The organism is Chitinibacter fontanus (assembly GCF_013423785.1).
In the GTDB taxonomy this organism is placed as follows: Bacteria; Pseudomonadota; Gammaproteobacteria; order Burkholderiales; family Chitinibacteraceae; genus Chitinibacter; species Chitinibacter fontanus.
Genome location: NZ_CP058952.1, coordinates 1,963,716 through 1,988,044, shown reverse-complemented (window position 1 = coordinate 1,988,044; position 24,329 = coordinate 1,963,716). Strand labels below are relative to the sequence as shown.

Genomic DNA, 24,329 nt, shown 5'->3' with positions numbered 1-24,329 from the left:
AGGCATATCAACAAGAGGCCGCCAGTAGCCGGCTAAGAATGGCGCCGGCGGCTATTGGTTTACTACATCTAACAACACGAACGACTTACTTTTTGTTGGCACGATCAAGTAATACGGCCAGCAAAATCACAACGCCTTTAATCACCTGCTGGTAGAACGACGACACGCCCAACAGATTTAAGCCATTGTTCAAAATCCCGATCAGCAAGGCGCCAACCAAGGTACCGAAAATCCAGCCACGGCCACCGGTCAGGCTCGTACCGCCGAGCACCACCGCTGCAATTGCATCCAGCTCATAGCCAGTCCCGGCCGTCGGCTGAGCTGAATTGAGGCGTGAAGTCAGAATCATCCCGGCAGTAGCGGCCATTGCGCCCGATAGCGTGTACACCCAGATTTTGATGCGATCAGTTTTAATGCCCGACAAGGCCGCCGCTTCTTCATTGCCACCGACGGCATACACATGGCGACCAAATACGGTGCGTTTGAGCACAAACCAGAACACGGCAAACATCACCAACATCAGAATGACTGGCACGGGGATAAAGCCTGCCACATAGCCACCGCCAAGCATGGCGAAAAAGTCGCTATTCAGACCCGTAATTGGGCGGCCTTCGGAAAACACCAGCGACAAACCGCGCAAAATCGTCATCGTGCCCAAGGTCGCAATAAACGGCGCAACTTTGCCTTTACTAATAATCAGGCCATTGACCATCCCCATCCCGGCACCGGCCAGAATACCCACACTGGTCGCCACCACCGGATCGACACCATGGCTGAGCATTAAGGCGGTCACCACTGAAGACAGCGCCAAAATCGAGCCTACCGACAAATCAATCCCGCCCAGCAAAATCACCAGCGTCATCCCAAAGGCAATCAGCGCATTGATCGAAACTTGGCGGAATACATTCAATAAATTACCTACCGTTAGAAAATCAGGGCTAGTAATCGCCAAGCCAGCGGCCAGTACCAATAAGGCAATAAATGGCCCTAATTTTTGCAACGTTGCTTTCTGTTGTACGTTCATTTCAAACCTCCAGTTGCAGCAGTCATTACGGTTTCAGCATCGGGCTGGCTGAAAATCCCAGCCTGTGTTCCCTGATGCATCACCAATACGCGATCACTCATGGCCAAGACTTCCGGCAATTCGGATGACACCATCACAATCGCCACGCCTGACTGCGCTAATTCATTAATGATTTGATAGATTTCAGCCTTACCGCCGACATCGACGCCACGGGTAGGCTCATCGAGAAAAAGGACTTTGGGTGCAATACCCAGCCATTTGGCAAACACGACTTTTTGTTGATTACCGCCCGACAGTGATTTCACTTCCAGCTCGGCGTCACGAGTGCGGATGTGCATCCGGTCGATTTCGCGCTGCACCACCGCCATTTGCTCGGCATGGTTAATCACACCAAAACGCGCGTATTTGCCCAAATTGGCCAGGGTGGCGTTTTCGCGCACCGACAAGCCCAGCACCAGCCCTTGGCTTTTACGATCTTCAGTCACAAATCCAATTCCGGCAGCAATCGCTTCCGCAGGGGACGTCGCATTCAGTGCTTGGCCATCAAGCTCTACGCGGCCAGCCACTTTGCGATTAATGCCAAAAATGGTTTTCAGGATTTCACTGCGACCCGCGCCCATTAGCCCGGCGATACCGAGCACTTCACCGGCACGTACTTCAAAATTAATCCCGCTAATCGTCGCATCGGCCAAGTCGCTGACTTTCAGTCGCACTTCGCCTAGCGTGGCCTGCCGTACAGGAAAACGATCGCCAATCTCGCGGCCGACCATCATGCGGACGATTTCGTCAAAATCAGTGTGGGCAATCACCCGCTCGCCGACAAATTGGCCATCGCGCAGTACCGAAATTTTGTCGCAGACTTTGAAAATCTCCTCCATCCGGTGCGAGACATACACAATGCCGACACCACGAGATTTCAGATCGGCAATAATGCCAAACAGTTTTTCAGTTTCGCGCTCGGACAGCGCCGCAGTCGGCTCATCCATAATCAGCGTTTGCGCATTGAGCGACAGCGCCTTGGCGATCTCAACCATTTGCTGCTGGCCAATCGATAGCGTGCCGGCTTCGACATCGGGATCGAGGTTTTCAATGCCGAGCAGCTTGAGGTATTCCAAGCATTGCGTGCGCATTTTGATGGTGTTGATCACCCCAAAATGGCGTGGCTCGCGCCCTAAAAACATGTTTTCCATCACCGACAATTGCGGGATCAGGTTTAGCTCTTGGTGAATAATGGCGATGCCATGTTTTTCAGCATCGCTGGTATTTTTAATGGGGGTATCTTTACCATCAACAGCGATGGTGCCGCTATCCGCCTGATACACCCCGCACAGGATCTTCATCAAGGTTGATTTGCCTGCGCCGTTCTCCCCCATCAGCGCATGAATCTCGCCGCGCTCCAACGCAAAATCGACGCCTTCGAGCACCCGGACGGGGCCAAAGGCTTTGCTGATGCCTTTCATTTGGATCAACATGCTCGGCTCCTAAAAGATCACACCGGAATACAACACGATATTGGCGTAAGGGCTGGCTTCTCCGGTACGGATAATCGCGCGGGCCTGGTGGGTGAGCTGCTTGAATTGTTCGTGTGGTACATACTCGATTTGCACGCCCTGCTGTGCCAAACCCTCAGCCTGCTCGGCCACGGCGGGATTTTTTGCTTGGCATTCGCTCGCCAGTACCGCACGTTCCACCTGAAAATCGGCCAAGATGCTGTTTAGCGTCGCGAAATACGAAGGCGTACCGATTTGTAGTGATAAGTCGATACACTCCACATGATCGGGAATTGGCAGGCCGCAGTCGGCAATCACAATGCAATCGGTGTGACCCATGCCCGCCAATACGCGGCTGATGTCACGGTTGAGATGACCTAGCTTTTTCATTCTGCCTCTCCTTGTTCACTGAGAAACGCCTGCAATTGCGCTTTGGTAGGCATGCCGCTTTGCGCACCGGCTTTGGTCACCGACAAAGCACCGGCAGCACAGGCCATGCGGCTGGCGGCGGATAGGCCCAAATCCCAAAAAGCGGCCAAGGCACCATTAAAGGTATCGCCTGCACCGGTGGTATCGACTGGAGTCACTTTAAAACTCGTTTGCTGCTGCAAAGTACCTGCGGCATCGGTAAACCATGCGCCGTCAGCGCCTGCGGTCATTAGCACTTTGCCGGGCAATTGCTGTAAGGCCTGCTGCCATTCACTTTCAGGCCGGCCTAGCGCCATGCCCAATTCAAATTCATTCGGTGTTAGCAGCGCTACTTTATCGAGCAAACTCACAGGCAAACGCATTGCTGGGGCAGGATTTAAAATAAACGGTTTGCCATAGCGATTGGCCAATAGCGCAGCCATTTCGATACTCGCCAACGGCGTTTCCAGCTGGGCAATCACCACATCGGCACTTTCAAAAGCCGCCTCGGCAGCCTCAATATCGGCGGGGCTTAAATGTGCGTTGGCACCGGGCACTACGATAATGGCGTTATCACTGTCCGACACCGTAATCATCGCGATGCCACTGGCGGTATTGGGGCTGGTTTTCACCCAGTCGGTATTGATGCCTTCGGCTTGCAATCCGGCTGTTAGCTCACGCCCAAAGGCATCATCACCCACGCGGCCAATCATCGTAACTTGTGCGCCGAGCCGCGCAGCGGCAACTGCCTGATTGGCGCCTTTGCCACCGTGATAGGTCGCAAATCCACTCCCCAGCAAAGTCTCCCCCAAGCGCGGGTAATGCCCGACCTGCGCGACCAGATCCATATTAATACTGCCAACCACCAATACCTTATTCATATCGCCTCCATAACCTTGCTAACTCGTTTTAGCTAACGATGAGCACATGCTAAACCGTAATCAGCACAGCGAATTGATTTATATCAAATTCATGTAGCGAAAATATATACACTACATCCCTAGTGCCAAAATCCCTTACTTAAGCCTCAAATAGGGCTAAACCCACGGCCAGCCTAGGATTTCAGATGGCGCAGCATGTGTAGTGGTGACAAAATAAGTACCTTTCTAGCGGCTACCGTTGAGCGGATATTGCACATGGCACAATTTCAGGTATTGATTATCGGCGACGAAATTTTGAGTGGGCGCCGCCAAGACCAGCACTTTGGCGTCGCCCTAGCCAGCCTGCAGCGACATGGGCATCAACTGGCGGGGGTGCGCTACCTACCCGATCATCCTGCAACCTTGGTTGCGGCATTTCGCGATACGTTGACGAGCAATGCCAATGTGATTTCATTTGGTGGCATCGGCGCCACGCCCGATGACCATACGCGGCTGGCCTTAGCCACTGCAGCGGACATCGCTTTACATCGCCATGATGAGGCCGCTGCTTTGATTGAGGCCCGATTTGGCGAGCAAGCTTTTCCCTATCGAATTCAGATGGCCGAGTTTCCAGCGGGCAGCAGCCTGATCCCTAATCCGGTTAATCAAGTGGCGGGGTGTTTTTTCCGCCAACACGCGCTGCTGCCCGGATTTCCCAGCATGGCTTGGCCGATGCTGGAATGGGTGCTAGAGACGCACTTCACCGACGGGCAGGCACCGCATGTGTGCAGCATTATCGTGCCCGATGCACGGGAAGGAGAGCTGGTCGGCATTATGCAAACACTGGTGGACCAGCATCCAAACACCGGATTTAGCAGCCTGCCGAGCTATGGCAATGCGCGCTATGCCACGCCACATATTGAATTTAGTACCAGCGGCGAGCGTGATGCGGCCGAGGCGACGATGCGCGATTTGTGCGCTCAGCTGGATGCGGCAGGGCTAATCTGGTTTGTGAGTAGCGCAGCGACAGCCAGTTAAACGTCTAAATTTCATTTGAACATCACCCCACAAAAGCTTACTGTTGGCGTCACCTATAAATGGAGCAACGGTATGCACAAACGGGCATTAATCATTAGTGGTGGCGCGCCCAACGCCACTTTGGTCGCTGGCGCACTGGAAGCCTTTGCCGAGCAAGGGCTGCAATTCGATATTATTTCGATGGCGGGTGCTGGCGCTTTGCTGGGACTGATGTACAGCGCACCTAAAAATGGCGACGCCATCGCCACGCTGCGCGGCATGCAGGAAATGGGCATTGCCGATGTGCTGTATCAGGCATTTCCAGTCAATTTTAAAGTGTTTAATAAACCCGGCCCAATGGCCGAGCTGTATCGTCAGTGGCTGGAACACAATCCAATGGTGCAAGCATTGCAGCGCTGGCCGGTAAGCGATCCAGTATCACAGGCGGTGAAAGACAGCACGGAGCTGGTGCTGGCCAGCGCCTGCCCAAGCGACTTATCGGCACAATCGCTTGGCCTGTGCGCGCACGTGCCATTTGCCGAGCAATTGATTGATTTTGCTGCGCTTAAGTCATGCCCAACTGATTTGTGGATCAACGCGTATAACCTTAGCCAACGCCAGATGATTAATTGGTCGCAAGCAGATATCGACCCACAAAAGCTGCAAGCCGCGTTGTCATTTCCGTATTTGTATCCACCGACGCAAATTGGCGACGATTTCTATATCGAAGGCGCTGCGATTGACTGCCTGAACTTTAAGGCGCTGATTGATCATTACGATGGTGAACTGGCCGAAATCGTGATTTTTGATCTACTGGGCGCGGAAAAACTACTGCGCAAACCACGCGATTTATACGATGCGTGGGTAATGTCGATTATCACCCCGCTGGTTGAAATTGCCCGCGACGATGTGAAGTTGTTTGAGGCACTACACAATGCTGATCAGCGCATCAAATTACACAAAGTGCCGTTGCTCGACGCGATTGAACCCGAAGATTTACCAGATGTGTTTGACTGGTCACGTAGCAACTTAGAATCTTTATATCGACTTGGCTACAACGTTGCCAAACAGTACGCGCGAGCAAACCTCTGACACCTAATGGCAAATACATTACCGGGTATAGCTCATGAAACCTTATATAATCGCTATCTTCTGACTATACCCTTACCAATAAAATGCGAAATTGAATTAATCTCATTCAATACGTATAACAAGTAGGTTAATATCGATTATCGATGCGAGGTCGTGTGAAACAAACCGATCAAACCTTGCTGGAGCAAATGCGGATTACTGATTTTGAAATTGAATATCGGAAAACGCTATTCAATTTTAGCCACAGTGATGCCGATGCACTGATCCGCTTTCATAGCGTAGCAGAAGCACGCATAGAGCCATTGGTCACACAATTTTACGAGTTGCAGACCAGCGTACCCGAGATCGCCTTATTAATTGGTGACTCAGATACTTTGGCTAGGTTGCGCGCAGCACAGCGCAAATACATTTTGGATTTATTTAGCGGTGTTTACGACCTTGCATATGTCAACAATCGCCTACGTATTGGTTTAGTGCATAAACGCATAGGGGTTGAGCCTAAACTCTATCTTGCCGGTATTCACACGCTTAAACAGCTCTTAAATACTTTAATCACCGATCATATCGGCGATACCCCAGAACGTTTGCTCACACTGCAAGCGCTGGAAAAATTATTTATGTTTGATATTGCGCTGGTATTTGAAACGTATATCCGCAGTTTGGTGGCTGAAATTGAATCATCGCGTGAGAAATCTGAACAATACGCGCGCGGCTTAGAAGAAAAAGTACGCGAACGCACTCACCAACTCGAAGATGTGTCCCGCACCGACCCACTCACTGGTTTACTTAACACGCGCCAACTCAGCGAAACGCTGACCAAGGGACTACGGCAGGCAGAGCGCCGAGGTGAACCATTGGCGGTGGCCTACATTGATGTCAATGATTTCAAACTAATCAATGACCAGTACGGGCATCAGCATGGCGACGAAATATTACGTTTTGTGGCAACAACTATCCGCCGGATTTTACGCACCGAAGACAGTAGCTTTCGCTATGGCGGCGACGAGTTCTGCATCGTGCTTCCTAATTGCACTCAGGAACAAGCTGAGTTGATCGTGACACGCCGCCTGTATGAAGAAATGATTCAACGTGAGGAATGTGTCTCCCTCAGTGTTGGCTGCGCTTCCACCGGGCCAAATGAATTTTGCAGCCCAGAGGCCTTAATCCGCCAAGCAGATGAGCGCATGTATGTGATGAAGGCTGCCTGCAAACAGCACTCGACAGAAACAGCAGCGCCTAGCCATACCGAAAAGTAGGCCTATGCTTTATGACACGGCCTTAATCTGGCGTGCCACCCAAATCGCCAGCAAACCCGCCACACAACTCAGTACGCCAATCCAACCATAATTGGCCAAATAACCATTGCCTTGCTGCGTCAAAATCAGCCCAGCCAATAGCGAAGCACTACCGGAAGCAAAATTCTGAATCGCCGAATTAAACGCCATCAAGCGTCCGCGCAAATGCGGGTGCGTTGCAGCGGTCACCATTGCGGTGGCAGGAATAAAGCGCCCGCTGACAAACACAAAAAACAGCGCCGAAATCGCCAGTTGCCACGGCAAAGACCAAGGCAAACTTTGCGTGACGAGCACGATGGGGATAAAACTTAACACAATCAGCCACCCCACCACGTGCGGAGCATGGTAGCGATCGGTCAAGCGCCCGATCATTGGGCGGCTAAAAATCGTCGCCGCGCCACCCACCAAGTAAACGTACATCAGGTCGTGCGGCGAAATACCGATATTGGCGACCATGGTTGGCGCAATAAACGGGATGACCAGAAAGCCTGAAATCATCAACATCGCCGTCAGGCCCACCGCCCACCAATGATTGCGCTCGCGCAGTAATTCGCGGTAGTTGTCGAGCAAAGTGGCATTGCGATCAAGTTGCGCCAAATGTGAGCGCACCGGCGGCACACACTTCACCATCGCCAAGGCAATCACCATGCAAATCAGCGTCAGCACGATAAAAGGCACTCGCCAACCGTAATGCGCTGCCAGCCATAAACCTAACGGCACACCGGCGACTGCTGATAAAGAAAACCCCAACATCACCCAGCTCATCGCTTGGCCACGGCGCTCGGGCGGCACCACATCGCCGACAATCGCCAGACAAATCGAGCCAATGACACCGCCGAAGACCCCAGCCAAAATTCGCGCCAGCAATAAGCTCACAAAGCCTCCAGCCAGACCACACGCCAAAGTCGCTAGCATCAAGCCTGCGTAGCAAAACAGCAAAGCATGGCGCCGATCAAAACGATCGGCTAGCGACGAAGCCAGCAGTGATGAACACCCTGCCGCCAGCGAATAGGCCGACACCAGCAAGCCAAATTGCGCGGTGTTGACGTGCATCTCGGCCATTAGATATGAGGCGAGCGGCATCATGATCATAAAATCGACAATGGTGCTAAACATCACCAGCATCAGGGTGATCAACAGGGCAAATTCTTGCCGAGAATTAAGTGGCATACCAAGACCTGCGGCCAGCCGCGTTGAGTGACAGGGGTATATTATCGACGATCTCTATGAAATTCGTCTGTGTAGCAATACATGCTGGCGGTATATTTAGACTATAGTGCGGGCGGATTGGCTGAACCGGCTTCACAGCGCGTCACCAGCAATTGGTCAATTTTGTAATGGTCGATATCGACTACTTCAAATTTGAAGCCAGCATGAATGACAAAATCGGTGCGCTTGGGCACTTTGCGCAGCATATACATCATAAAACCGGCAATCGTTTCGTATTGATCATCATCGGGGAATGCATCGATATGAAACACGCGCTCCAAATCACCAATGGCCGTCACGCCATCGACCAGCCATGAATTAGCATCGCGCTGCACGATTTGCTCCTCGTCGAGCGCCACGCTTTGATCACCCATCAGCGCGCCGGTAATGTCGTTGAGCGTAATTAGCCCTACCACCAGCGCATACTCGTTGATAATCAGCGCAAAATCTTCGCGTGCCGCTTTAAATTGGCCCAAGATTTCAGCCAGTGACAAGGTTTCGGGCAAGATCAGCGCATTGCGCAGCAAACCATCGCCGCGCAGTGAAATACTTTCGCCACGCAGCACATTACTCAGAATATCTTGCGAATCCACATAACCAATGACTTGATCGATGTGGCCAATGCAGACGGGAAATTTGGCGTGCGGGCTAGCGAGTAATTTGGCTTTGATGCTGTCTTCCGATTCGAGCCGGTCGATCCAGACGATGCTCTCGCGCACGGTCATGCTCGACGGCGCAGTGCGCTCTTCCAGCTCAAACACATTTTCAATCAATTGTTGCTCTTGCTTGGCCACCACACCCGATAAGGCTCCGGCATTAGCCAGCGCCAAAATATCGTCGGTAGTAATGTCATTTACTCGTGCTTGCGGTAAGCCCAATAACTTAAGTACTTGATTCGCTAAGCCATTAAAAAACCAGACAAAGGGGCGCAATGCCAGCACGCATAAGCGAATTGGGCGCACAATCCGCACCGCAACGGATTCGGACACTACCATACCAATCCGTTTCGGAATTAAGTCGGCCAATAGGATAAAAACGGCCGTCACTAATAAGAATGAGCCTGCCGAGCCCAAGGTCAACGCCATATCTGCAGGCACAAATCGCGCAAAGAATTGTGTAAAAGCTTGCGCATATACGCTTTCGCCGAGGACACCCGCCAAAATAGCAACAGCGTTGACACCAATCTGCACCGCAGTGAAGAAATGCCCGGGTTGAGCCAGTAGTTCCAGCACCAGCGCGGCGCGTTCATCGCCATCATCGCGCATTTGCGCCAATTTCATTTTGCGACTAGCCGCGAGGGAAATTTCGGAAATTGAAAAAAAAGCGCTGACTACAATCAGTAGTCCAATCAAGAGGGAGCTTGTGAAAATACTCATCATGCATCAGACCTGCCACAACATTCGTTGTCCTCAGCATAACGGCTAATTGCCTACTCCGACAGTGAATACTGCATGGCAAGTCAGCATAACCGTGCCACTCGGGCAGGATTAATACAGGGGATGAGTACGCACCAGCCTTGCACGTAACTGCTGCAACATCAGCTCGTAACTTCGACGCAGGGCCTGATTTTGCCCTTCGCGTACAATCAAACGACACAACTGCAGGATGTACTGCTCTACGCTCAAGCTTTGCGTTTCTAAATTGACATCGGCCGACATGATTAACAACCTACTGGGCTTTGAATGCTGCAATCTTAAGAGCTTACCGCCCCCGGCGCTGTGAACTTTTGCCGCCATGCCATCGGTATTATTGCCGGAGCAGTGCATACCGGGCTGCGCTGATTTTGCAGAAAAATTTGGGCTTTGGCGCGCCAGCTGCTACACCAAAAGAACAGCACGGCAATTGAACCGCGCATTCGACGCCAAGGAGGCCATCATGGGCAACAGTAAAACTAAAGGTCGTATCACCGTCTCATCTCGTATTGATTTTGTTCGCTTGGCGTCCGAGCAAATGAGCGATGCCATTCTGGTGCTGATTTACGATACCACGGATGAGCGCACGACTAAATCTCGCACCACACTGGTCAATTATCTCAACGATATTGGCATGATGACCCTCGCCCAAGCCATCGAGGCCCATAAATCGATCGTGATGTTTGAAAACCCCGATGATGCTATTTTGGCCTGGCAACAAGTGAGCGATCACAGCCATGCATTAGGAGCACATTTATTCTGGCATGGCCTGCAAGATGATGCGGTTCACCACGCCATCTTGCAGGCTCGCCCCAAGGAAGTCAGCCCACTGGCGCACCACTAAACGAGCAAACAAGGGTATATCAATAGACCAAAATTATAACAAAGGCTTCAAAAAAATACCCACCAAGGGTATAACCGCCATTACACCCAAAACAAACAGAGCGCTAATCAGCGCTCTGTTTGTTTTGGCGCATAAAAAGTTCATATTGCCAAAGTAAGCGCACTAAAAAGACCATTTTTTACGCGCCTTGGGCAAGGACAAACCGTTACAATTTGCCAAATCAATAAAAAAGATCAGTTCAACCGCCGACGATGGCTTCGGCAGCAGGGGTTTTTATGCATACAACGCATCCGCGAGGATTGTATTTATTATTTGCCACGGAAATGTGGGAGCGCTTTTCGTATTACGGCAACCGCGCCTTGTTAGCATTATTTATGCTATCTGCGCTTTCATTCGATAAGCACTTTACTGCTGCTCTCTATGGCCAATATACCGGGCTGGTTTTTCTGACCCCGCTGATTGGTGGTTACATCGCCGACCGTTTCTGGGGTAATCGCCGTTCAATTATGGTCGGTGGCGTGCTGATGGCCTTGGGACAATACTCCCTGTTTGCGTCAGGCAGCTATTACACCCAGCTGGATATTGCGATTCCATTGTTTTACCTGGGCCTTGGCCTGATCATTTTGGGTAACGGCTTATTCAAGCCCAATATTTCAACCATGGTCGGCCAGCTTTATACCGCACAAGATAAACGCAAAGATGCGGCTTATACCATTTTCTATATGGGCATTAACTTAGGCTCATTCTTTGCCCCACTGATCTGCGGAACGCTAGGGGACACTGGCAACCCGGCTGATTTTCGCTGGGGTTTTTTTGCCGCAGGCACGGGCATGGTCATGAGCTTGCTGGTATTTGCCTTTTTCCAACGAAAATATCTCGTTGACCCACAGGGTAACCAAATTGGCCTGGCGCCCGAGCATCGCAGTCAGGCGCAAACCGCACGCCGCAACGAGCCTTTGACGCGTACAGACTATGATCGGATGCTGGTGATTGGGGTAATTTCTTTCTTCGTGATTTTCTTCTGGGCGGCCTTTGAACAAGCAGGAGTTTCACTTACGTTCTTTGCCAATGAAAACCTTGATCGCCAAGTATTTGGCTGGACAGTCCCCACCTCTTGGTTTCAATCACTCAACCCCGTTTTTGTGCTGATCTTTGCCCCGATTCTGGCGCAATTTTGGGTCAAGCTCGCCAATAAAGACCGCGAACCTGCATCTCCAACCAAAATGGCCTATGGCTTATTGCTACTCTCGGCGGGCTTTTTGGTGATTGCGCTTGGCGTAAAACAAGTGGCACCCGGTGTGAAATTATCCATGATGTGGCTGGTAGCAATGTACTGGCTGCACTCAATGGGTGAGCTTTGCCTGTCACCCATTGGCTTATCACTGGTTAATAAACTGGCACCTGCAAAATTTGCTTCCTTGCTGATGGGTGTTTGGTTTTTATCCACAGCAGCGGCTAACTGGTTTGCAGGGATTCTGGCTGGTTTTTACCCTGAAGCAGGTAAGCCTGCTCCGCAGTTTCTGGGCTGGGAAATTGTGAGCTTGAATGACTTTTTCATGTTTTTTGTGATGATGTCTTTCGCCGCTGGCGGCTTATTATTACTGAGCACCAGCTTCTTGCAAAAACGCATGCATGGCGTGAACTAGCTCGCAATTCTGGGCATGCCAAGCCTTGCAATACCCGAATGACACCGCAAAACGGTGTCATTTTTTTGCCCAAACCCTCTGTTTAAAAAGGTAATTTTACGCCCCCTTCAAGGTAAATAGGTACGCGCGCCTAACCATCGAGCTAGTCAATAATAGATACTTTAGTAATATGCCTGTCGCATTCTTGCTCCTATTAGATCTTAGTGCGCAACGAAACAACAGGCGCATTAAGGTCTATGTCGAATCGGAATCAAATTATTGCGGGCGGTGCTGCCCTGCTAGTTGCGCTAAACTCGTTTTCATTCTTTGCCTTTCCCATGCCCCGCATCGGGCAATTGGCGGCCACCATTGCTGCCGAACACGAAGCTAAAACACAATCCCAACTCAATACTCAGCTTCATACAGATAGCGCAAGCGAGCCAAGTAGCGCACGCATGAGCCCGCAAGACCGTGAAACCTTGATCCTGAATGCATTTAACGAAGCACGCGGCGAAGGCATCAATGGCATTAAGGCGGTACTCGGCGTCACAATGGCGCGAGTAGATTCCATTTGCTACCCCGACTCGGTCACCGATGTGGTCTATCAACGCCATCAATTTTCTTGGACACACCAACGCGGCAGCGCACGAACCTTAGCCAGCGCGGCGCGTATCGATGCACAAGCATTACAACAAATCAAAACCATTGTGGATGAATACATCGCCGAGGGGGCCAAACCAAGTACAGCACTGCTGTATCACGCCAACTACGTACGCCCTAAATGGACCCGTTCACCCGATGTAAAACGGGTAAAGCGCATCGGAAGCCATCTATTCTATGACCTTAAAGACTGCTAACTACTGCACGGTACTCGTACTGGTTTTATTAATGAGCGGTCTTGCCAGTGCCAATTGCAATGATCTCAAGGGCAAAAAGATCCGCCTTTCCAATGGTGCATTATTGCTGCACAGTGGTGGAGACTTATTTCGCGCACAAGGCCTAGAGCAAGATACCTATAACCTGCACCTCAATCGGCGCAAGTTTGTGCTGATGCGAGTCAATTACGAACACTTCAAGTGTTTTGAATAAGCTTGGCTTGCTCGATTTGTGCCGCAATAGCTAAGCCTAAACATGCTGGGCACAAACAACCCACAGAGTTCTCAGGCACAGTCAATACTGGCGGCAATGCCATACACCAACATGCCGAGCTTGGCTCATCACCCGTACAGCAAAAAGTTGCCGCGCATTGCGGGCAGATTCTAGTTGATTCAGGCACTTAATAACTCGTTCTGCTGCAAGTGGTTGATCAATCGATCCAGTGCGAGGGTCAGTTGCTGAATTGAGCCATCAAAATCCCAATCATCCTCACTAATTTGCGCCACATTCGAGATAGCACGAACCTCTAAAAATCGTTGCTGTTCAGCCAAGCACACCTGAAAAAACGCAGCCCCTTCCATATTTTCCAAATAAATCTCGTCGGTCGCAGCAAATGGCGCCATCGCGGCATTCAGAGAATTGCTATGCGCCAAGGGCAATGGCAACTGCGCATTGAGGTACGGGCAAACCCAATTTCGCTGCAGAGGAAAATCCATCTCTAAACCCAAATCAGCCAAATGGGTAAAACCGCTAGGGGTAAAAAAGCCCAGATCAGCCTCGCGTTCACTCGCAACCAACACTACATCCCCCACCTTTAATTGTGAATGAGGATAGACACCAGCAATCCCCGCCATAATTAAATAATCAGGCTGGTGTTGAGCAATAATTTTGCTGGTATGGTAAGCGGCAGAACTTAAACCTACGCCACAAAACGCCACGCCCACATCTTTGCGCGTAAAAAACTTAGCTTCGGTACGGGTAGGAAATACCACAGTTATTTTCATCGTTTTGTCTTAGCTGCTTCACTCCAAGCCACGCGACTGCTAGCGTGAAATACAACACAGAAATGGTATAAAACATTCATTCTGTCATAGTGCGAATATCTTGGCCTAGAATAAATCACACAAACACAACAACAAACTTAATGCGCAGGTAATCTAAGGTATGAATCGTCAAGCAGCACTTACAGAATTCTTTGAGCAATTTGGTCTGGCCTATTCGTCCTTGAATGTCGATAGCGTGACCTCGACATTTATTATGCCGTTCACCACCAATGTAAATGGCGATATTACACACTGGACCGAATTTGAGCCGCTGCGCCAAACCACTGAAATGCTATTTAGCTGGTATTACCAGCAGGGGTTTCGTAATGCGCATTACGAGATCGTCGATCAAGTGTTTGTCGGGAGCGACCATGCCACGGTTGAGCTGCGTTGGCATGTTGCGCGCGAAGACCAGCATTATTGGATTCACTACACAGGGTATCAACTCCGCTGGGTAGATGCTGGCTGGAAAATCTGCGGCATTATGCAAATCAGCACGCCAGAAAAATCTGATTTGCCGTTTAATAGCGAAAATAGTGAAGCCTGGTCACCACTGGCACTCGCAGAAGCTGCGCTTGGTCATGAAATTCATCGCCCAAATAACCACCCAACGAATAATGAATAGGCATGTAATTGACAAAACAAAGCCCCAGCCGAAGCTGGGGCTTTTTATTTAATACGGTTTAATACGGGAGCGGGTGATTATTTTAACCACTCAACCTTGCCTGAGCTGGTGTCATACATAGCGCCGACAATCTTGATCTGACCTTTGTCTTCCATTTCCTTCAAAATCGGGCTCATAGTACGAATCTTTGCTACGGTTTGCTTCACATTTTCTTCGGTAACGTCATGAACAAATGTATGGTTTTTCGAGTTGCGTTCACCCTGCGTGGTGGTTGCGTTCACAGCAGGCATCAACTTATCCAATAGACCAGTTAAATTCCCCATCTTCACGCCATCACAAGCACCTTTAATTGCGCCACATGAGGTATGACCTAACACCACAATCGCGCGTGAGCCCGCTACTTTAGCCGCGTATTCCAAGCTGCCAACGATGTCTTCATTCACGGTATTGCCAGCAACTCGCGCATCAAAAATCTCACCAACCCCAGTGTTAAAGACTTGTTCGGGCGCAGAGCGCGAATCAATGCACGCCACTACACTGGCCAATGGATATTGGCCCAGCGCGGTTTGTTTAACCTGTTTTGGATAATCGTATTTGTAAGACTTGCCGCTGGCAAAGCGCTGATTACCCGCTTGTAGAATCTCGATTGCCTGAGCAGGCGTTACCCCAGCCTGCACGGCTTTGGTGATGGTTTTACCCACAGCATAAGGCTCGGCCTTAACCGGAGCAGCATGATCATCGGCGGCGTAAGCGCTACCGAGCAAAAAAGTGGTCGAAACGGCCAAGGCTTGAAAAATACGGCTGAATTGCATTATCACTTCCTATTGAACAATATGGTTTTATTACGGTGACATCAATAATCACCCACGCTTTGTGGGGGAATTAACGATAAAGTTCAGTCGAAAGTTGCGGTCAGATTAGCAAGCAGACCAACGGTAATTTTACCAAGCGAAAATCACCGAGGCGCAAAAGAACGGATTAAAAAAGCAAAGCAGAACAAGGGTATATACTGCAATTCTTTATTTATTAATAGCTGCAATGGCATACCCACTATTTTTTACCTAGCGCGGTCAAAATACCATCTGGTGTTTCATTGGCCACTAGCACTTCGCGCAGACGATTAAATGCCGCAGCAGCTTCCTCTGGGTACTTGCCAAACGAGGTCAGGTTGCTGTGTTTCCAGCCTGCGGCGTGCAAAACCTGATTGCGAAATTTAGGGCCTTCCAGCGAGCCGGGCACCATTTGCAGCAAGGCGCGCTCGATAAGTACATGAGGAAACGGATCGCGAGAGATGGTGCTAAAGTGCAGTGGTAAAACTTCATTAAATTGCATAATGGACACCTAGAAATCCGCCAAGAGGTCTTTATATCTAAGGTCATCTTCTGCCAACTTGCTAGGACTTTTTGCGATATTCACATGGCTAGCAAAACCGCCAAGCTACGATACGGCTTTGTTTTTGACCTTGGGCCATTGGCAGCGTACGTACGTCTACCGCCTTGACTCGCTGCAAAGCACGATAAATCGCGGGTAAGTTATCGCTTTTTGACACCAACGTGGTAAACCAGCCGACTTGGGTCGCAAATTGCTGGCTCTCGATAATCATTTGGGCAATAAAACGCGCCTCTCCCCCCACACACCACAGCTCATTGTGCTGGCCAGCAAAATTGAGCTTGGGTTGCTGACGAGTAGATTGACTCAAACCCAAATTGCGCAATTTGCGATTGCTGCCCGCCGCCGCATCGGCAGCCGAGGCGTGAAACGGCGGGTTGCACAGCGTGAAATCAAAGTAATCGTCGGGCCCGATAATGCCGGTAAAGATATGCTGAGCCGTTTTTTGCCAGCGCGTTTCTAAGCCATCTTTCAGTACCGCATTACTGGCGAAAATATGTGCCGCGTTTTGCAAGGACACAGGATCAATATCCGAGCCAACAAATTGCCAGCCATAGCTAGCGCGCCCCAGCATCGGATAAATCGCATTCGCTCCAACACCAATATCCAACCCGCTTACCGTGTCGCCGCGTGGAATCTGGCCGGTTTTTTCTGCCAATAGATCAGCAAGGGTATGCACGTAATCGGCACGCCCCGGGATGGGTGGACAAAGATACCCATCTGGCGTATCCCAGAATTTAATCCCATAAAAATGGGCGAGCAGCGCGCGATTGAGCGCTTTGACCGCCTGCGGGTTAGCAAAGTCGATACTGTCATCACCATAGGCGTTTTTGGCCACAAACGCGGCCAGCTCGTGGCTAGCCGCAATCAGTGCGGGAAAGTCATAGCGACCTTGATGAGGATTGCGTGGATGAAGTTTTGCCCCTTGAGGTCTAGTGCTATTTTTTTTCATAAACTGCCAAATTTGTATTGGTTACACGGCATTAAGGCACTGAACATACTTGCGCCGGTAACTTGAGTTTTTTTTGGTGTCGTTCAGCCTGTGTCTTTGGAACATGGGCAGGCCAGCGATATTCAGACCAAATAAAAGTCCAATCGGCTCTATTGGGTAGCGGATTGTCAGGGTATTTTATTCGTAAAGAACCACTATATTCGTCATGACAGTGCGGCGATTTATCATAATCATCGTTACCATTGACCAAAAAACATGCGCGCATCATTTCGCTACAGGCAAACGGAACTGACTGATACCACGCATTATCGGCTGAAATAGGCTGCTGCCGTGGAGAGAATGGCAGAAAATCAGCAAGATCAATTGATCCGCCTCCGCCAGAATAGGGCCAGCTTGCGCTCATTAGCACCGCAATCGCCCAATCGTCCTTACCTACAGGGTAAAGCACTGGATAAATCGACATCGTCGCGCCTTCAAAGGCCCACGAATGTTGATAGCCACTAAGGTCAAGATAAGTGCCAAGCCGAATACTCGGTTTGCTCGCAAGCAACTCTATCAGGGCAGGTTTACTGCTATCGAGCAAAAACTGCCGCTGATTTGCCGTTTGAAACAGTTGAGTGTCTGCCGCATCGCACGGTGGAGAAATTTGCGGACAGAGTTGCGCTGCAAGATTGGGTTTGACCGGCTTGAGCAAGACCGCCTGACGAGCGGCTAAAAGAGGTGGAGAGATCGCCAGTAACAGCAGCAATACCCCTGTTTGCATTGTTTTCTGCACTGAAAATGCTCCATCACGAATGAATACCATATTCTATCTCAGCTAGCGGTAATAAAATCCGCCAGATTCCTGCATGGAATGCGCCAAAACACACACATTCGCGCGGGGTACTGCTAGACTTGTCGGCAATTTTGTTAGGCGAATTGTGAAAGGTATACAAATGAGCAGCACGCGGGTTTTAACTGGGATTACGACAACGGGCACCCCCCATTTGGGCAATTACGTCGGCGCGATTCGTCCGGCGATTGTGGCAAGCCAATCCGCCAACACCGATTGCTTCTTTTTTATGGCCGACTACCATGCGCTAATCAAATGCGATGATCCAGCCCGCATCGAGCGCTCGCGGCTTGAAATCGCCGCTACTTGGCTGGCTGCCGGGCTTGATCCAGAACGCGTGACGTTCTACCGCCAATCAGACGTGCCTGAAGTCACTGAACTCAACTGGTTGCTGACTTGTGTAACCGCCAAAGGCCAGATGAACCGCGCGCACGCCTACAAAGCCAGCACCGACATCAACGAAGCGGCGGGTGAAGACCCCGATGCAGGCATCACGATGGGCTTGTTCTGCTACCCGATTTTGATGGCAGCGGACATTTTGCTATTTAACCCGCACAAAGTGCCGGTGGGGCGCGATCAGATTCAACACATTGAAATGGCGCGCGACGTGGCGGCGCGCTTTAACCATCTGTTCGGTGCGGGCAAAGAGTTTTTCGTCTTGCCTGAAGCGCATATCGAAGAACAAGTTGCGACCTTGCCAGGCTTGGATGGCCGCAAGATGAGCAAATCGTACGACAACACGATTCCATTGTTTGAAGGCGGCAGCAAAGCGTTGAAAGACGCGATCGCGCGCATTGTGACTAACAGCCTGCTGCCCGGCGAGCCAAAAGACCCCAATTGTCATCTGGTTACGATTTATGAAGCCTTTGCTACGCCAGAACAAGCTGCACAATTCCGCGCCGACTTGGTGGCGGGTTTAGGCTGGGGCGACGCGAAAAAACAATTACTCGAGCTGATCGAAAGCCACGTTGGCCCGATGCGCGAGCGTTACGCCGAGCTGATGGCGCACCCAGAGCAGATTGAAGAATTGCTGCAAATTGGCGCAGCCAAAGCGCGTGCGATTGCCGCACCATTGCTCAAAGAAGTGCGCGAAGCCGTTGGTCTACGCCGTATGAATGCGCTGCCGCAAGCGAAAGAAAAGGCCGTTAAGGTGGCGTTGCCGGTTTTCAAACAATTCCGGCTGAATGATGGTCAGTTTTACTTCAACTTCAGCGATGCGCATGGCAAGTTATTGCTCGAAAGCACGGGTTTTGCCTCTGGTAAAGACGCTGGGCAATGGGTTGGTAAGCTGAAAAAAGAAGGCCTTGCCGCTCTCACCGCTGATGCCCCGGTGCAACTAGCCGCTGGAATTGACCAGCAAGAGCTAGCCAATGCCCTAGCTGCATTGAACGCAGCTTAATACTCTGCCAAGTATTGCTGTGCAGACCAATCAATATAAAGTCTGCGCAGCAATACCGCATAAAACGATTCGATCTCTCGCCCGCCTCCTACCACATACTTTTCCAGCAGGCCTGCCAAGAAATGCTAAATTAACATTTCAACGTTACTGCTTATTATTTCCCAATGCGCCGGCTCTACACCTTGCTCTGTTTCTGTGGTTTGACTCTCTCAGCCACGCTGTTGGCTGCGCCGACGCTCCGCATCGGGCTTGGGGAAAGCAAACTACCCTACATCGACGCAGAACAGCGCACAGGCGTTGAATACGAGATTATTAGCGCGATTTTCCAGCAAGCTGGGCTCAAGATCAGCATTGACCATTTGCCGAATAAACGAGCGCAATACCTGTTTAACCAAGGCAAACTGGATGCCTATATCAGCACTGCGGGGCAATATGCGTCCAATCCCTACATTGTTTACCAGAACATGGCGATTACGCTGTGCGAGCGCCAAATCAAACTGGCCTCGATGACGGATTTAGCCCGCTATCAGGTGGGTGCATTTCATAATGCCAGCCAGTTACTGGGGGATGAGTTTGCTAAACAAGCCAGCGACAAAACCCGCTATACGGAATTGGCACAGCAAGAGCTACTGAATCGGATGCTGGCTTTGGGGCGTATCGATGTGGCAGTCAGTGATATCAATATATTCCAGCATTTCAATCAGCTACAGCACCGGGTACCTACCGCAATTTGCCCTTATGCCCTCTTTCCACCCACGCACTATCGCCTGATTTTTCACAATGCTTCATTGCAAGCACGGTTTAATCAAGCTTTAGCACAAACCTTAAACTCGAAGCTTTACGAGCAACTAGCCACAAAATATAAGCTCTCGCTCGAGCGCGGGCGGCCTTACTTCAAACCCTGAATGGGTTATTTTGCCAAGGCAACGGGAATATCTGGCCAACGCGTGGTCCAATACGGCGACAAATGTTGCTGATTCATCGCCCACGCGGGCTTTTTATTCCCAGCACACGCCAAACCGATTGCCCCACGCCCCCAGCGCCGATTAATTGCGTCCAGTGTGGCATTGAGCTCAGCCCGTTTTATCGGGTCGGCCGTCTGCAAAAATAAATGCCCCTGAATCGCGGTCTTGGGCTGCAATTGCGTCAACATCACCCCCGCTTTCGCGTAGGCAAAACCGGAGCGATAAAGGCGTGCCAACATCCGTAACGCGATGCGGGTGAGCTTCAGCGTGTCATTGCTCGGTTGCGTCAGTGGCAACACCATTTGCTGACGATATTGTGGCTCATTAGGGCGAAACGGGTTGGTGCGAATAAAAATCCCCACGGCACCTGCAAGCGAATTCTGCTGCCGTAGTTTTTCCGCCGCCCGCGCCAGATAGGTGCTAATCGCCTCAGCCAATTGTTGCTCGCTAAAAATCGGCTGACCAAATGAGCGGGAGCATAAAATTTGCTGTTTGTCCGGCGTGACCTCTTCAAGCTCTAGGCAAGCACAGCCATTGAGCTCGGCCACAATGCGCTGCAAAACTACGCCGTAGCGTTGACGTAATTGCTCGGCAGGGCTGGCAGCCAAATCAGCAACTGTATGTATACCATCCTGTTTCAATCGTACAGAGAGTTTGCGGCCAATACCCCAGACCTCACCCACATCCATCGTCGCCATGAATTGTTGCCGCTGCTGAACCGGCAATTTTTCCCACTCGCATACACCGGCAAACTCAGGGCGCTGTTTAGCAATATGGTTAGCCAACTTGGCCAATGTTTTGGTCGGCGCAATCCCGACACAAATGGGCAAGCCCGTCCAGCGCCAGACCGTTTGTTTTAGCAGCAAACCCAGCTCAGTGTGATCGGAAAGAACCCCATGCAGCCCCAGAAAGCATTCGTCAATCGAGTACACCTCTTGCTGCGGACTAAAACGCGCCAGCACCTGCATCACCCGCTGACTCATATCAGCATACAAAGCATAATTGCTGCTATAGGCAATCACACCGTGGGCACGCGCAAACTGGCTAAGCTGGTGCCAAGGAGCAGCCATCGGAATACCCAGCGCCTTGGCCTCAGCCGAACGTGAAATGATACAACCATCATTATTGGACAACACCACCACGGGCTTGCCGACCAAATGGGGCTCGAATACGCGCTGGCAGCTCACATAAAAATTATTGACGTCCACTAGGGCAATCATCGCGCCTCCACGATCCACGCCCGCACAACCCCCCAGATGACCAACTCCTGCTCATCACCCAAAATAATCGGTGCATACGCCGGATTTTCCGCCAGCAAGGCCAGCCGTTGCTGCCGCTGAAATAGCCGCTTGACGGTAAAATCGTTATCGACGATCGCCACCACAATATCGTTGTGCTGCGCGGCTAAGGCTCGGTCAACAATTAGCAAGGCACCATCAGGAATTGAGCGCTCCGGATTCACGCTGACCATGCTATCGCCAGACACGGTGAAATAGAATGTCGCCTCGGGGTGTGAAATATAGCGGAGGTTTAAGTCCACCCGCTCCTCAGACCAATCGGCCGCCGGAGATGGAAACCCTGCCGATACCGAGCCAATGAAGGGTAATTCATATGAAACTGGGCTGGCTTGGGCAGCCCAAGGGCCAGATAGAAAACTTGCCATGGCTAGACCTTTTTACCGCATAAGATCTAGTCATTATAGAACGATCGTTCTTTTCTGATAATAGTTTGCTGCGCCGTTTAGCAGCTATACATCAGCAAAACTCATCATTGTCTTAATCGATCAGCAGACCTGCAGCCGCGAGACGTGTTCTTAGCGCACTAAAACCACCTTCATATTCCCAATACAACATCCGCCCATGCGAGGACGACACCAGAATATATTGCTCAGAAACAGATTGAATGCGCGCCACTGCAATTAGTTTTTCCACGAAATGCTCGCCCTCAATTGCCTCGGTTATTTCACATTGCTGCTCATCATAACCGTGCATCAGCAGCGCATTGCGTACACGCAGAGCCAAAAATTGCATCGAGCATCACCTAAAGTTATTTAACAGTAGTGAGCATATACGTAGCCAGCCCCGCCGCTTAGAGACAGTGTGAGCAAAACAATTAGGGGTAAGGGGTGGGAAATAGCGACTAGAAATGAGAAAACCCCTGCAAATTTGCATTTGCAGGGGTTTAATTTTCTTGGTGCCGACGGCAGGAATCGAACTCGCGACCCCCTGATTACAAGTCAGGTGCTCTACCAACTGAGCTACATCGGCTAAGAGCTGCGCATTCTACCTGAGCTAGAAATTTACGCAAGCCCCTGATGAAACTTTTTTCATTTTTCTGCCTCAGAGCAGTACGCGCAATGTGGTGCAAATCACCACTCAAAGCAGATCACGCCGCTGTGCGTAGCCAAAATAGTGAATTCAAATGCAAACCAATGCCAACTGGGACTGTTCAACTGGACAAGCCCATTCAGCGGGGTAGAATCACGGCTCAAGCAGTTATTTAATGGTTCGCGCACCGGAGAAAGTATGAGCCGCGACATGAAGTCAAGCCGTAGTAGCAGTCGTTCCAACGCAAGTAATGGTTCCAAATCAGGTGGTAGCTCTTTATTAACTGGGCTACTAGTTGGCCTGTTTGTCGGTATTGGCATTGCTGTCGCGGTGGCGCTGTATCTGAACTACAGCGGCAATCCATTTAGTAAAGAGAAAGCAACGCCAAATGAAATGCTCGCCTCTGGCCCGGAAACCGCCACCTCAGCGCCAGAAATCTTGCAACCAGGCAATGGCAAAGATGCCGTACCTGTCGTAACCGTCGTGCCAGCCGCCAGCAAACCGGAAGCAGTGAACGCCAGTGAAGATCGATTCGATTTTTACAAAATGCTGCCGGAAGCCAGCGAAAAAACGAACGCAGCCCCTAAAGAGCCAAGCACCAGCGCCAAACCGAAGCCGAGCGCCTCTGCAGCTTCTAGCGCAGCAGCACCAAAGGCTGGCTTACTGCAGGTGGGCGCCTTCCAAAATGAAAACGATGCCGATAACCTAAAAGCCAAATTGGCCTTATTAGGGATTGAGTCTCGCATCCAGACGACTGATGTTCCTGAAAAAGGGGTTTGGCATCGTGTCCGGGTAGGGCCATTTACCGACCCAGCCGATCTGGAGCGCACCCGTAATTTGCTTAAAAATAACGGTATCGATAGCACGATTATTAAAGTGAACTAAGCCTTTTAAAGCCGGCAGGCGCTGACCTGCCCTCAAGTCTGACTGGAGCCGAAGATGTTAAAACAATGGATTAAAACTTTTGTGGTCACTGCCAGCTTGTTGGCCGCTACGGGCGCGCACGCCTTTACCGAAGGTAAAGATTACAAGCCACTAGCACAGCCTCAACCTATCGCAGTGGCAGGCAAACAAGAAGTAATTGAGTTTTTCTGGTATGGCTGCCCACACTGCTTTGCGATTGAGCCATCAGTAGAAGCTTGGGAAGCCAAACTGCCAGCCAATGTTAATTTCCGCCGTGTGCATGTAATGTGGGATGGCCGCAATGACATGGAAGGTCATGCAAAGATTTTCCTCGCACTCGAAGCTATGGGCTTAACCAAAAAGCATCAAATGGCCGTATTCAAAGCCATTCAGCAAGACCGCATCGAGCTACGTAAGGAAGACGTACTATTTGACTGGGTGAAAAAACAAGGTATCGACGTTAATAAATTTAAAGCCAACTACAATGGTTTCTCTACTAAAAACCAGCTCAACAAGCTCAGTGAGCTGACCAAAACCTATGCAGTTGATGGCGTGCCGATGTTTATCGTCAATGGTAAATGGGTGACTAGCCCATCGATGGTGGGCCGCGAAGACGATACCATCACCAAAGTGATCAACGAATTACTGGCGAAAAACAAAGCCCCGACAGCAGCTAAAGCGAAAAAATAAACTTATCGCCCTACAGAAAAAGCCACCGCATGCGGTGGCTTTTTTATTGTTT

28 protein-coding genes and 1 tRNA gene are annotated in these 24,329 nt (G+C 50.6%); 12 read left to right on the top strand and 17 right to left on the bottom strand.

Annotated features, from left to right (window positions below; translation table 11 throughout):
• Positions 1-85 precede the first annotated feature (85 nt).
• From HZU75_RS09325 to rbsK, 4 genes are read right to left on the bottom strand one after another with little or no spacing between them, the layout of a single operon-like run.
• Entirely contained in the window at positions 86-1,024 is a 939-nt protein-coding gene (locus tag HZU75_RS09325) for an ABC transporter permease subunit (protein WP_180305825.1), read from the bottom strand.
• Complete coding sequence (locus HZU75_RS09320; RefSeq protein ID WP_180305824.1) at positions 1,021-2,496, bottom strand: sugar ABC transporter ATP-binding protein; 1,476 nt, start codon at positions 2,494-2,496, stop codon at positions 1,021-1,023. Before HZU75_RS09320 ends, HZU75_RS09325 begins: the two co-directional genes overlap by 4 nt.
• A 9-nt stretch (positions 2,497-2,505) precedes the next feature.
• On the bottom strand, positions 2,506-2,904 hold the full coding sequence (gene rbsD, locus HZU75_RS09315; protein WP_180305823.1) for a D-ribose pyranase: 399 nt from the start codon (positions 2,902-2,904) through the stop codon (positions 2,506-2,508).
• Positions 2,901-3,803: a ribokinase gene (rbsK, locus tag HZU75_RS09310; RefSeq protein WP_180305822.1), complete on the bottom strand. Its 903-nt coding sequence runs from the start codon at positions 3,801-3,803 to the stop codon at positions 2,901-2,903. Before rbsK ends, rbsD begins: the two co-directional genes overlap by 4 nt.
• Positions 3,804-4,058: 255 nt before the next feature.
• Here rbsK and HZU75_RS09305 point away from each other — a divergent pair, with 255 nt between their 5' ends.
• From HZU75_RS09305 to HZU75_RS09295, 3 genes are all read left to right on the top strand, one after another.
• Positions 4,059-4,820: a competence/damage-inducible protein A gene (locus tag HZU75_RS09305; protein ID WP_180305821.1), complete on the top strand. Its 762-nt coding sequence runs from the start codon at positions 4,059-4,061 to the stop codon at positions 4,818-4,820.
• A 72-nt stretch (positions 4,821-4,892) separates the two neighbouring features.
• Positions 4,893-5,891, top strand: a complete 999-nt coding sequence (locus HZU75_RS09300) for a patatin-like phospholipase family protein (RefSeq protein ID WP_180305820.1) — start codon at positions 4,893-4,895, stop codon at positions 5,889-5,891.
• 155 nt (positions 5,892-6,046) lie between these two features.
• Positions 6,047-7,147: a GGDEF domain-containing protein gene (locus HZU75_RS09295; protein ID WP_180305819.1), complete on the top strand. Its 1,101-nt coding sequence runs from the start codon at positions 6,047-6,049 to the stop codon at positions 7,145-7,147.
• A gap of 9 nt (positions 7,148-7,156) precedes the next feature.
• On the opposite strand, the gene HZU75_RS09290 is transcribed toward HZU75_RS09295, so the two are convergent.
• The 3 genes from HZU75_RS09290 to HZU75_RS09280 form a co-directional block, all read right to left on the bottom strand.
• Positions 7,157-8,356 carry an MFS transporter gene (locus HZU75_RS09290; protein WP_180305818.1) on the bottom strand — a complete coding sequence of 400 codons (1,200 nt, stop codon included), beginning with the start codon at positions 8,354-8,356 and terminating at the stop codon, positions 7,157-7,159.
• Between the two features lie 101 nt (positions 8,357-8,457).
• Complete coding sequence (gene paeA / locus HZU75_RS09285; protein ID WP_228028013.1) at positions 8,458-9,774, bottom strand: polyamine export protein PaeA; 1,317 nt, start codon at positions 9,772-9,774, stop codon at positions 8,458-8,460.
• A gap of 108 nt (positions 9,775-9,882) precedes the next feature.
• On the bottom strand, positions 9,883-10,053 hold the full coding sequence (locus HZU75_RS09280; RefSeq protein WP_180305817.1) for a hypothetical protein: 171 nt from the start codon (positions 10,051-10,053) through the stop codon (positions 9,883-9,885).
• A 217-nt stretch (positions 10,054-10,270) separates the two neighbouring features.
• On the opposite strand from HZU75_RS09280, the gene HZU75_RS09275 reads away from it, so the two are divergent.
• The 4 genes from HZU75_RS09275 (at position 10,271) to HZU75_RS09260 (ending at position 13,365) form a co-directional block, all read left to right on the top strand.
• Entirely contained in the window at positions 10,271-10,651 is a 381-nt protein-coding gene (locus tag HZU75_RS09275; RefSeq protein WP_180305816.1) for a hypothetical protein, read from the top strand.
• A 275-nt stretch (positions 10,652-10,926) separates the two neighbouring features.
• A complete protein-coding gene (locus HZU75_RS09270; RefSeq protein WP_180305815.1) occupies positions 10,927-12,297 on the top strand; it encodes a peptide MFS transporter in 1,371 nt (456 codons plus the stop codon).
• Between the two features lie 236 nt (positions 12,298-12,533).
• The gene (locus HZU75_RS09265; RefSeq protein ID WP_180305814.1) at positions 12,534-13,133 is read left to right on the top strand and encodes a cell wall hydrolase; all 600 of its coding nucleotides are present in this window, start codon (positions 12,534-12,536) and stop codon (positions 13,131-13,133) included.
• Positions 13,114-13,365, top strand: a complete 252-nt coding sequence (locus tag HZU75_RS09260; protein ID WP_180305813.1) for a hypothetical protein — start codon at positions 13,114-13,116, stop codon at positions 13,363-13,365. The genes HZU75_RS09265 and HZU75_RS09260 overlap by 20 nt, the downstream gene beginning before the upstream one ends.
• Here the strand turns inward: HZU75_RS09260 and HZU75_RS17760 are convergent.
• A complete protein-coding gene (locus HZU75_RS17760) occupies positions 13,349-13,552 on the bottom strand; it encodes a cysteine-rich CWC family protein (protein WP_373279600.1) in 204 nt (67 codons plus the stop codon). The genes HZU75_RS09260 and HZU75_RS17760 overlap by 17 nt on opposite strands.
• Positions 13,545-14,156 (bottom strand): phosphorylase family protein, encoded by a 612-nt coding sequence (locus tag HZU75_RS09255; RefSeq protein ID WP_180305812.1) that lies wholly within the window; start codon positions 14,154-14,156, stop codon positions 13,545-13,547. The genes HZU75_RS17760 and HZU75_RS09255 overlap by 8 nt, the downstream gene beginning before the upstream one ends.
• A 160-nt stretch (positions 14,157-14,316) precedes the next feature.
• Here HZU75_RS09255 and HZU75_RS09250 point away from each other — a divergent pair, with 160 nt between their 5' ends.
• Complete coding sequence (locus HZU75_RS09250) at positions 14,317-14,820, top strand: DUF6841 family protein (RefSeq protein WP_180305811.1); 504 nt, start codon at positions 14,317-14,319, stop codon at positions 14,818-14,820.
• A 77-nt stretch (positions 14,821-14,897) separates the two neighbouring features.
• On the opposite strand, the gene HZU75_RS09245 is transcribed toward HZU75_RS09250, so the two are convergent.
• The 4 genes from HZU75_RS09245 to HZU75_RS09230 all read right to left on the bottom strand — a co-directional run bounded on the left by HZU75_RS09245 (position 14,898) and on the right by HZU75_RS09230 (position 17,936).
• Complete coding sequence (locus HZU75_RS09245; RefSeq protein WP_180305810.1) at positions 14,898-15,632, bottom strand: carbonic anhydrase family protein; 735 nt, start codon at positions 15,630-15,632, stop codon at positions 14,898-14,900.
• 238 nt (positions 15,633-15,870) lie between these two features.
• On the bottom strand, positions 15,871-16,152 hold the full coding sequence (locus HZU75_RS09240; protein WP_180305809.1) for a hypothetical protein: 282 nt from the start codon (positions 16,150-16,152) through the stop codon (positions 15,871-15,873).
• An 88-nt stretch (positions 16,153-16,240) separates the two neighbouring features.
• On the bottom strand, positions 16,241-17,161 hold the full coding sequence (rlmF, locus tag HZU75_RS09235) for a 23S rRNA (adenine(1618)-N(6))-methyltransferase RlmF (RefSeq protein ID WP_180305808.1): 921 nt from the start codon (positions 17,159-17,161) through the stop codon (positions 16,241-16,243).
• Between the two features lie 31 nt (positions 17,162-17,192).
• Entirely contained in the window at positions 17,193-17,936 is a 744-nt protein-coding gene (locus HZU75_RS09230) for a hypothetical protein (protein ID WP_180305807.1), read from the bottom strand.
• A gap of 160 nt (positions 17,937-18,096) precedes the next feature.
• Here HZU75_RS09230 and HZU75_RS09225 point away from each other — a divergent pair, with 160 nt between their 5' ends.
• Entirely contained in the window at positions 18,097-19,392 is a 1,296-nt protein-coding gene (locus HZU75_RS09225) for a tryptophan--tRNA ligase (protein ID WP_180305806.1), read from the top strand.
• A 164-nt stretch (positions 19,393-19,556) separates the two neighbouring features.
• Complete coding sequence (locus HZU75_RS09220; protein ID WP_180305805.1) at positions 19,557-20,297, top strand: substrate-binding periplasmic protein; 741 nt, start codon at positions 19,557-19,559, stop codon at positions 20,295-20,297.
• A 5-nt stretch (positions 20,298-20,302) separates the two neighbouring features.
• Here HZU75_RS09220 and HZU75_RS09215 read toward each other — a convergent pair whose 3' ends face one another.
• The 4 genes from HZU75_RS09215 to HZU75_RS09200 all read right to left on the bottom strand — a co-directional run bounded on the left by HZU75_RS09215 (position 20,303) and on the right by HZU75_RS09200 (position 22,624).
• A complete protein-coding gene (locus HZU75_RS09215; RefSeq protein ID WP_180305804.1) occupies positions 20,303-21,577 on the bottom strand; it encodes a Y-family DNA polymerase in 1,275 nt (424 codons plus the stop codon).
• Positions 21,574-22,020 (bottom strand): LexA family protein, encoded by a 447-nt coding sequence (locus tag HZU75_RS09210; protein ID WP_180305803.1) that lies wholly within the window; start codon positions 22,018-22,020, stop codon positions 21,574-21,576. Before HZU75_RS09210 ends, HZU75_RS09215 begins: the two co-directional genes overlap by 4 nt.
• A gap of 112 nt (positions 22,021-22,132) precedes the next feature.
• Complete coding sequence (locus HZU75_RS09205; protein WP_180305802.1) at positions 22,133-22,387, bottom strand: hypothetical protein; 255 nt, start codon at positions 22,385-22,387, stop codon at positions 22,133-22,135.
• Between the two features lie 161 nt (positions 22,388-22,548).
• Positions 22,549-22,624: transfer RNA gene (locus tag HZU75_RS09200), tRNA-Thr, on the bottom strand.
• A gap of 270 nt (positions 22,625-22,894) precedes the next feature.
• Here HZU75_RS09200 and HZU75_RS09195 point away from each other — a divergent pair.
• Both HZU75_RS09195 and HZU75_RS09190 read left to right on the top strand, forming a co-directional pair.
• Entirely contained in the window at positions 22,895-23,569 is a 675-nt protein-coding gene (locus HZU75_RS09195; RefSeq protein ID WP_228028012.1) for an SPOR domain-containing protein, read from the top strand.
• Positions 23,570-23,623: 54 nt separating this feature from the next.
• On the top strand, positions 23,624-24,277 hold the full coding sequence (locus tag HZU75_RS09190) for a thiol:disulfide interchange protein DsbA/DsbL (protein ID WP_180305800.1): 654 nt from the start codon (positions 23,624-23,626) through the stop codon (positions 24,275-24,277).
• Positions 24,278-24,329: the final 52 nt, after the last annotated feature.

Excerpts from the sequence above, each read along its gene's own strand:
- HZU75_RS09325 (WP_180305825.1), bottom strand. The coding sequence starts at position 1,024 with ATGAACGTACAACAGAAAGCAACGTTGCAAAAATTAGGGCCATTTATT.
- HZU75_RS09320 (WP_180305824.1), bottom strand. The coding sequence starts at position 2,496 with ATGTTGATCCAAATGAAAGGCATCAGCAAAGCCTTTGGCCCCGTCCGG.
- rbsD (WP_180305823.1), bottom strand. The coding sequence starts at position 2,904 with ATGAAAAAGCTAGGTCATCTCAACCGTGACATCAGCCGCGTATTGGCG.
- rbsK (WP_180305822.1), bottom strand. The coding sequence starts at position 3,803 with ATGAATAAGGTATTGGTGGTTGGCAGTATTAATATGGATCTGGTCGCG.
- HZU75_RS09305 (WP_180305821.1), top strand. The coding sequence starts at position 4,059 with ATGGCACAATTTCAGGTATTGATTATCGGCGACGAAATTTTGAGTGGG.
- HZU75_RS09300 (WP_180305820.1), top strand. The coding sequence starts at position 4,893 with ATGCACAAACGGGCATTAATCATTAGTGGTGGCGCGCCCAACGCCACT.
- HZU75_RS09290 (WP_180305818.1), bottom strand. The coding sequence starts at position 8,356 with ATGCCACTTAATTCTCGGCAAGAATTTGCCCTGTTGATCACCCTGATG.
- paeA (WP_228028013.1), bottom strand. The coding sequence starts at position 9,774 with ATGATGAGTATTTTCACAAGCTCCCTCTTGATTGGACTACTGATTGTA.
- HZU75_RS09280 (WP_180305817.1), bottom strand. The coding sequence starts at position 10,053 with ATGTCGGCCGATGTCAATTTAGAAACGCAAAGCTTGAGCGTAGAGCAG.
- HZU75_RS09275 (WP_180305816.1), top strand. The coding sequence starts at position 10,271 with ATGGGCAACAGTAAAACTAAAGGTCGTATCACCGTCTCATCTCGTATT.
- HZU75_RS09270 (WP_180305815.1), top strand. The coding sequence starts at position 10,927 with ATGCATACAACGCATCCGCGAGGATTGTATTTATTATTTGCCACGGAA.
- HZU75_RS09265 (WP_180305814.1), top strand. The coding sequence starts at position 12,534 with ATGTCGAATCGGAATCAAATTATTGCGGGCGGTGCTGCCCTGCTAGTT.
- HZU75_RS09260 (WP_180305813.1), top strand. The coding sequence starts at position 13,114 with ATGACCTTAAAGACTGCTAACTACTGCACGGTACTCGTACTGGTTTTA.
- HZU75_RS09255 (WP_180305812.1), bottom strand. The coding sequence starts at position 14,156 with ATGAAAATAACTGTGGTATTTCCTACCCGTACCGAAGCTAAGTTTTTT.
- HZU75_RS09250 (WP_180305811.1), top strand. The coding sequence starts at position 14,317 with ATGAATCGTCAAGCAGCACTTACAGAATTCTTTGAGCAATTTGGTCTG.
- HZU75_RS09245 (WP_180305810.1), bottom strand. The coding sequence starts at position 15,632 with ATGCAATTCAGCCGTATTTTTCAAGCCTTGGCCGTTTCGACCACTTTT.
- HZU75_RS09240 (WP_180305809.1), bottom strand. The coding sequence starts at position 16,152 with ATGCAATTTAATGAAGTTTTACCACTGCACTTTAGCACCATCTCTCGC.
- rlmF (WP_180305808.1), bottom strand. The coding sequence starts at position 17,161 with ATGAAAAAAAATAGCACTAGACCTCAAGGGGCAAAACTTCATCCACGC.
- HZU75_RS09225 (WP_180305806.1), top strand. The coding sequence starts at position 18,097 with ATGAGCAGCACGCGGGTTTTAACTGGGATTACGACAACGGGCACCCCC.
- HZU75_RS09220 (WP_180305805.1), top strand. The coding sequence starts at position 19,557 with ATGCGCCGGCTCTACACCTTGCTCTGTTTCTGTGGTTTGACTCTCTCA.
- HZU75_RS09215 (WP_180305804.1), bottom strand. The coding sequence starts at position 21,577 with ATGATTGCCCTAGTGGACGTCAATAATTTTTATGTGAGCTGCCAGCGC.
- HZU75_RS09210 (WP_180305803.1), bottom strand. The coding sequence starts at position 22,020 with ATGGCAAGTTTTCTATCTGGCCCTTGGGCTGCCCAAGCCAGCCCAGTT.
- HZU75_RS09205 (WP_180305802.1), bottom strand. The coding sequence starts at position 22,387 with ATGCAATTTTTGGCTCTGCGTGTACGCAATGCGCTGCTGATGCACGGT.
- HZU75_RS09195 (WP_228028012.1), top strand. The coding sequence starts at position 22,895 with ATGAAGTCAAGCCGTAGTAGCAGTCGTTCCAACGCAAGTAATGGTTCC.
- HZU75_RS09190 (WP_180305800.1), top strand. The coding sequence starts at position 23,624 with ATGTTAAAACAATGGATTAAAACTTTTGTGGTCACTGCCAGCTTGTTG.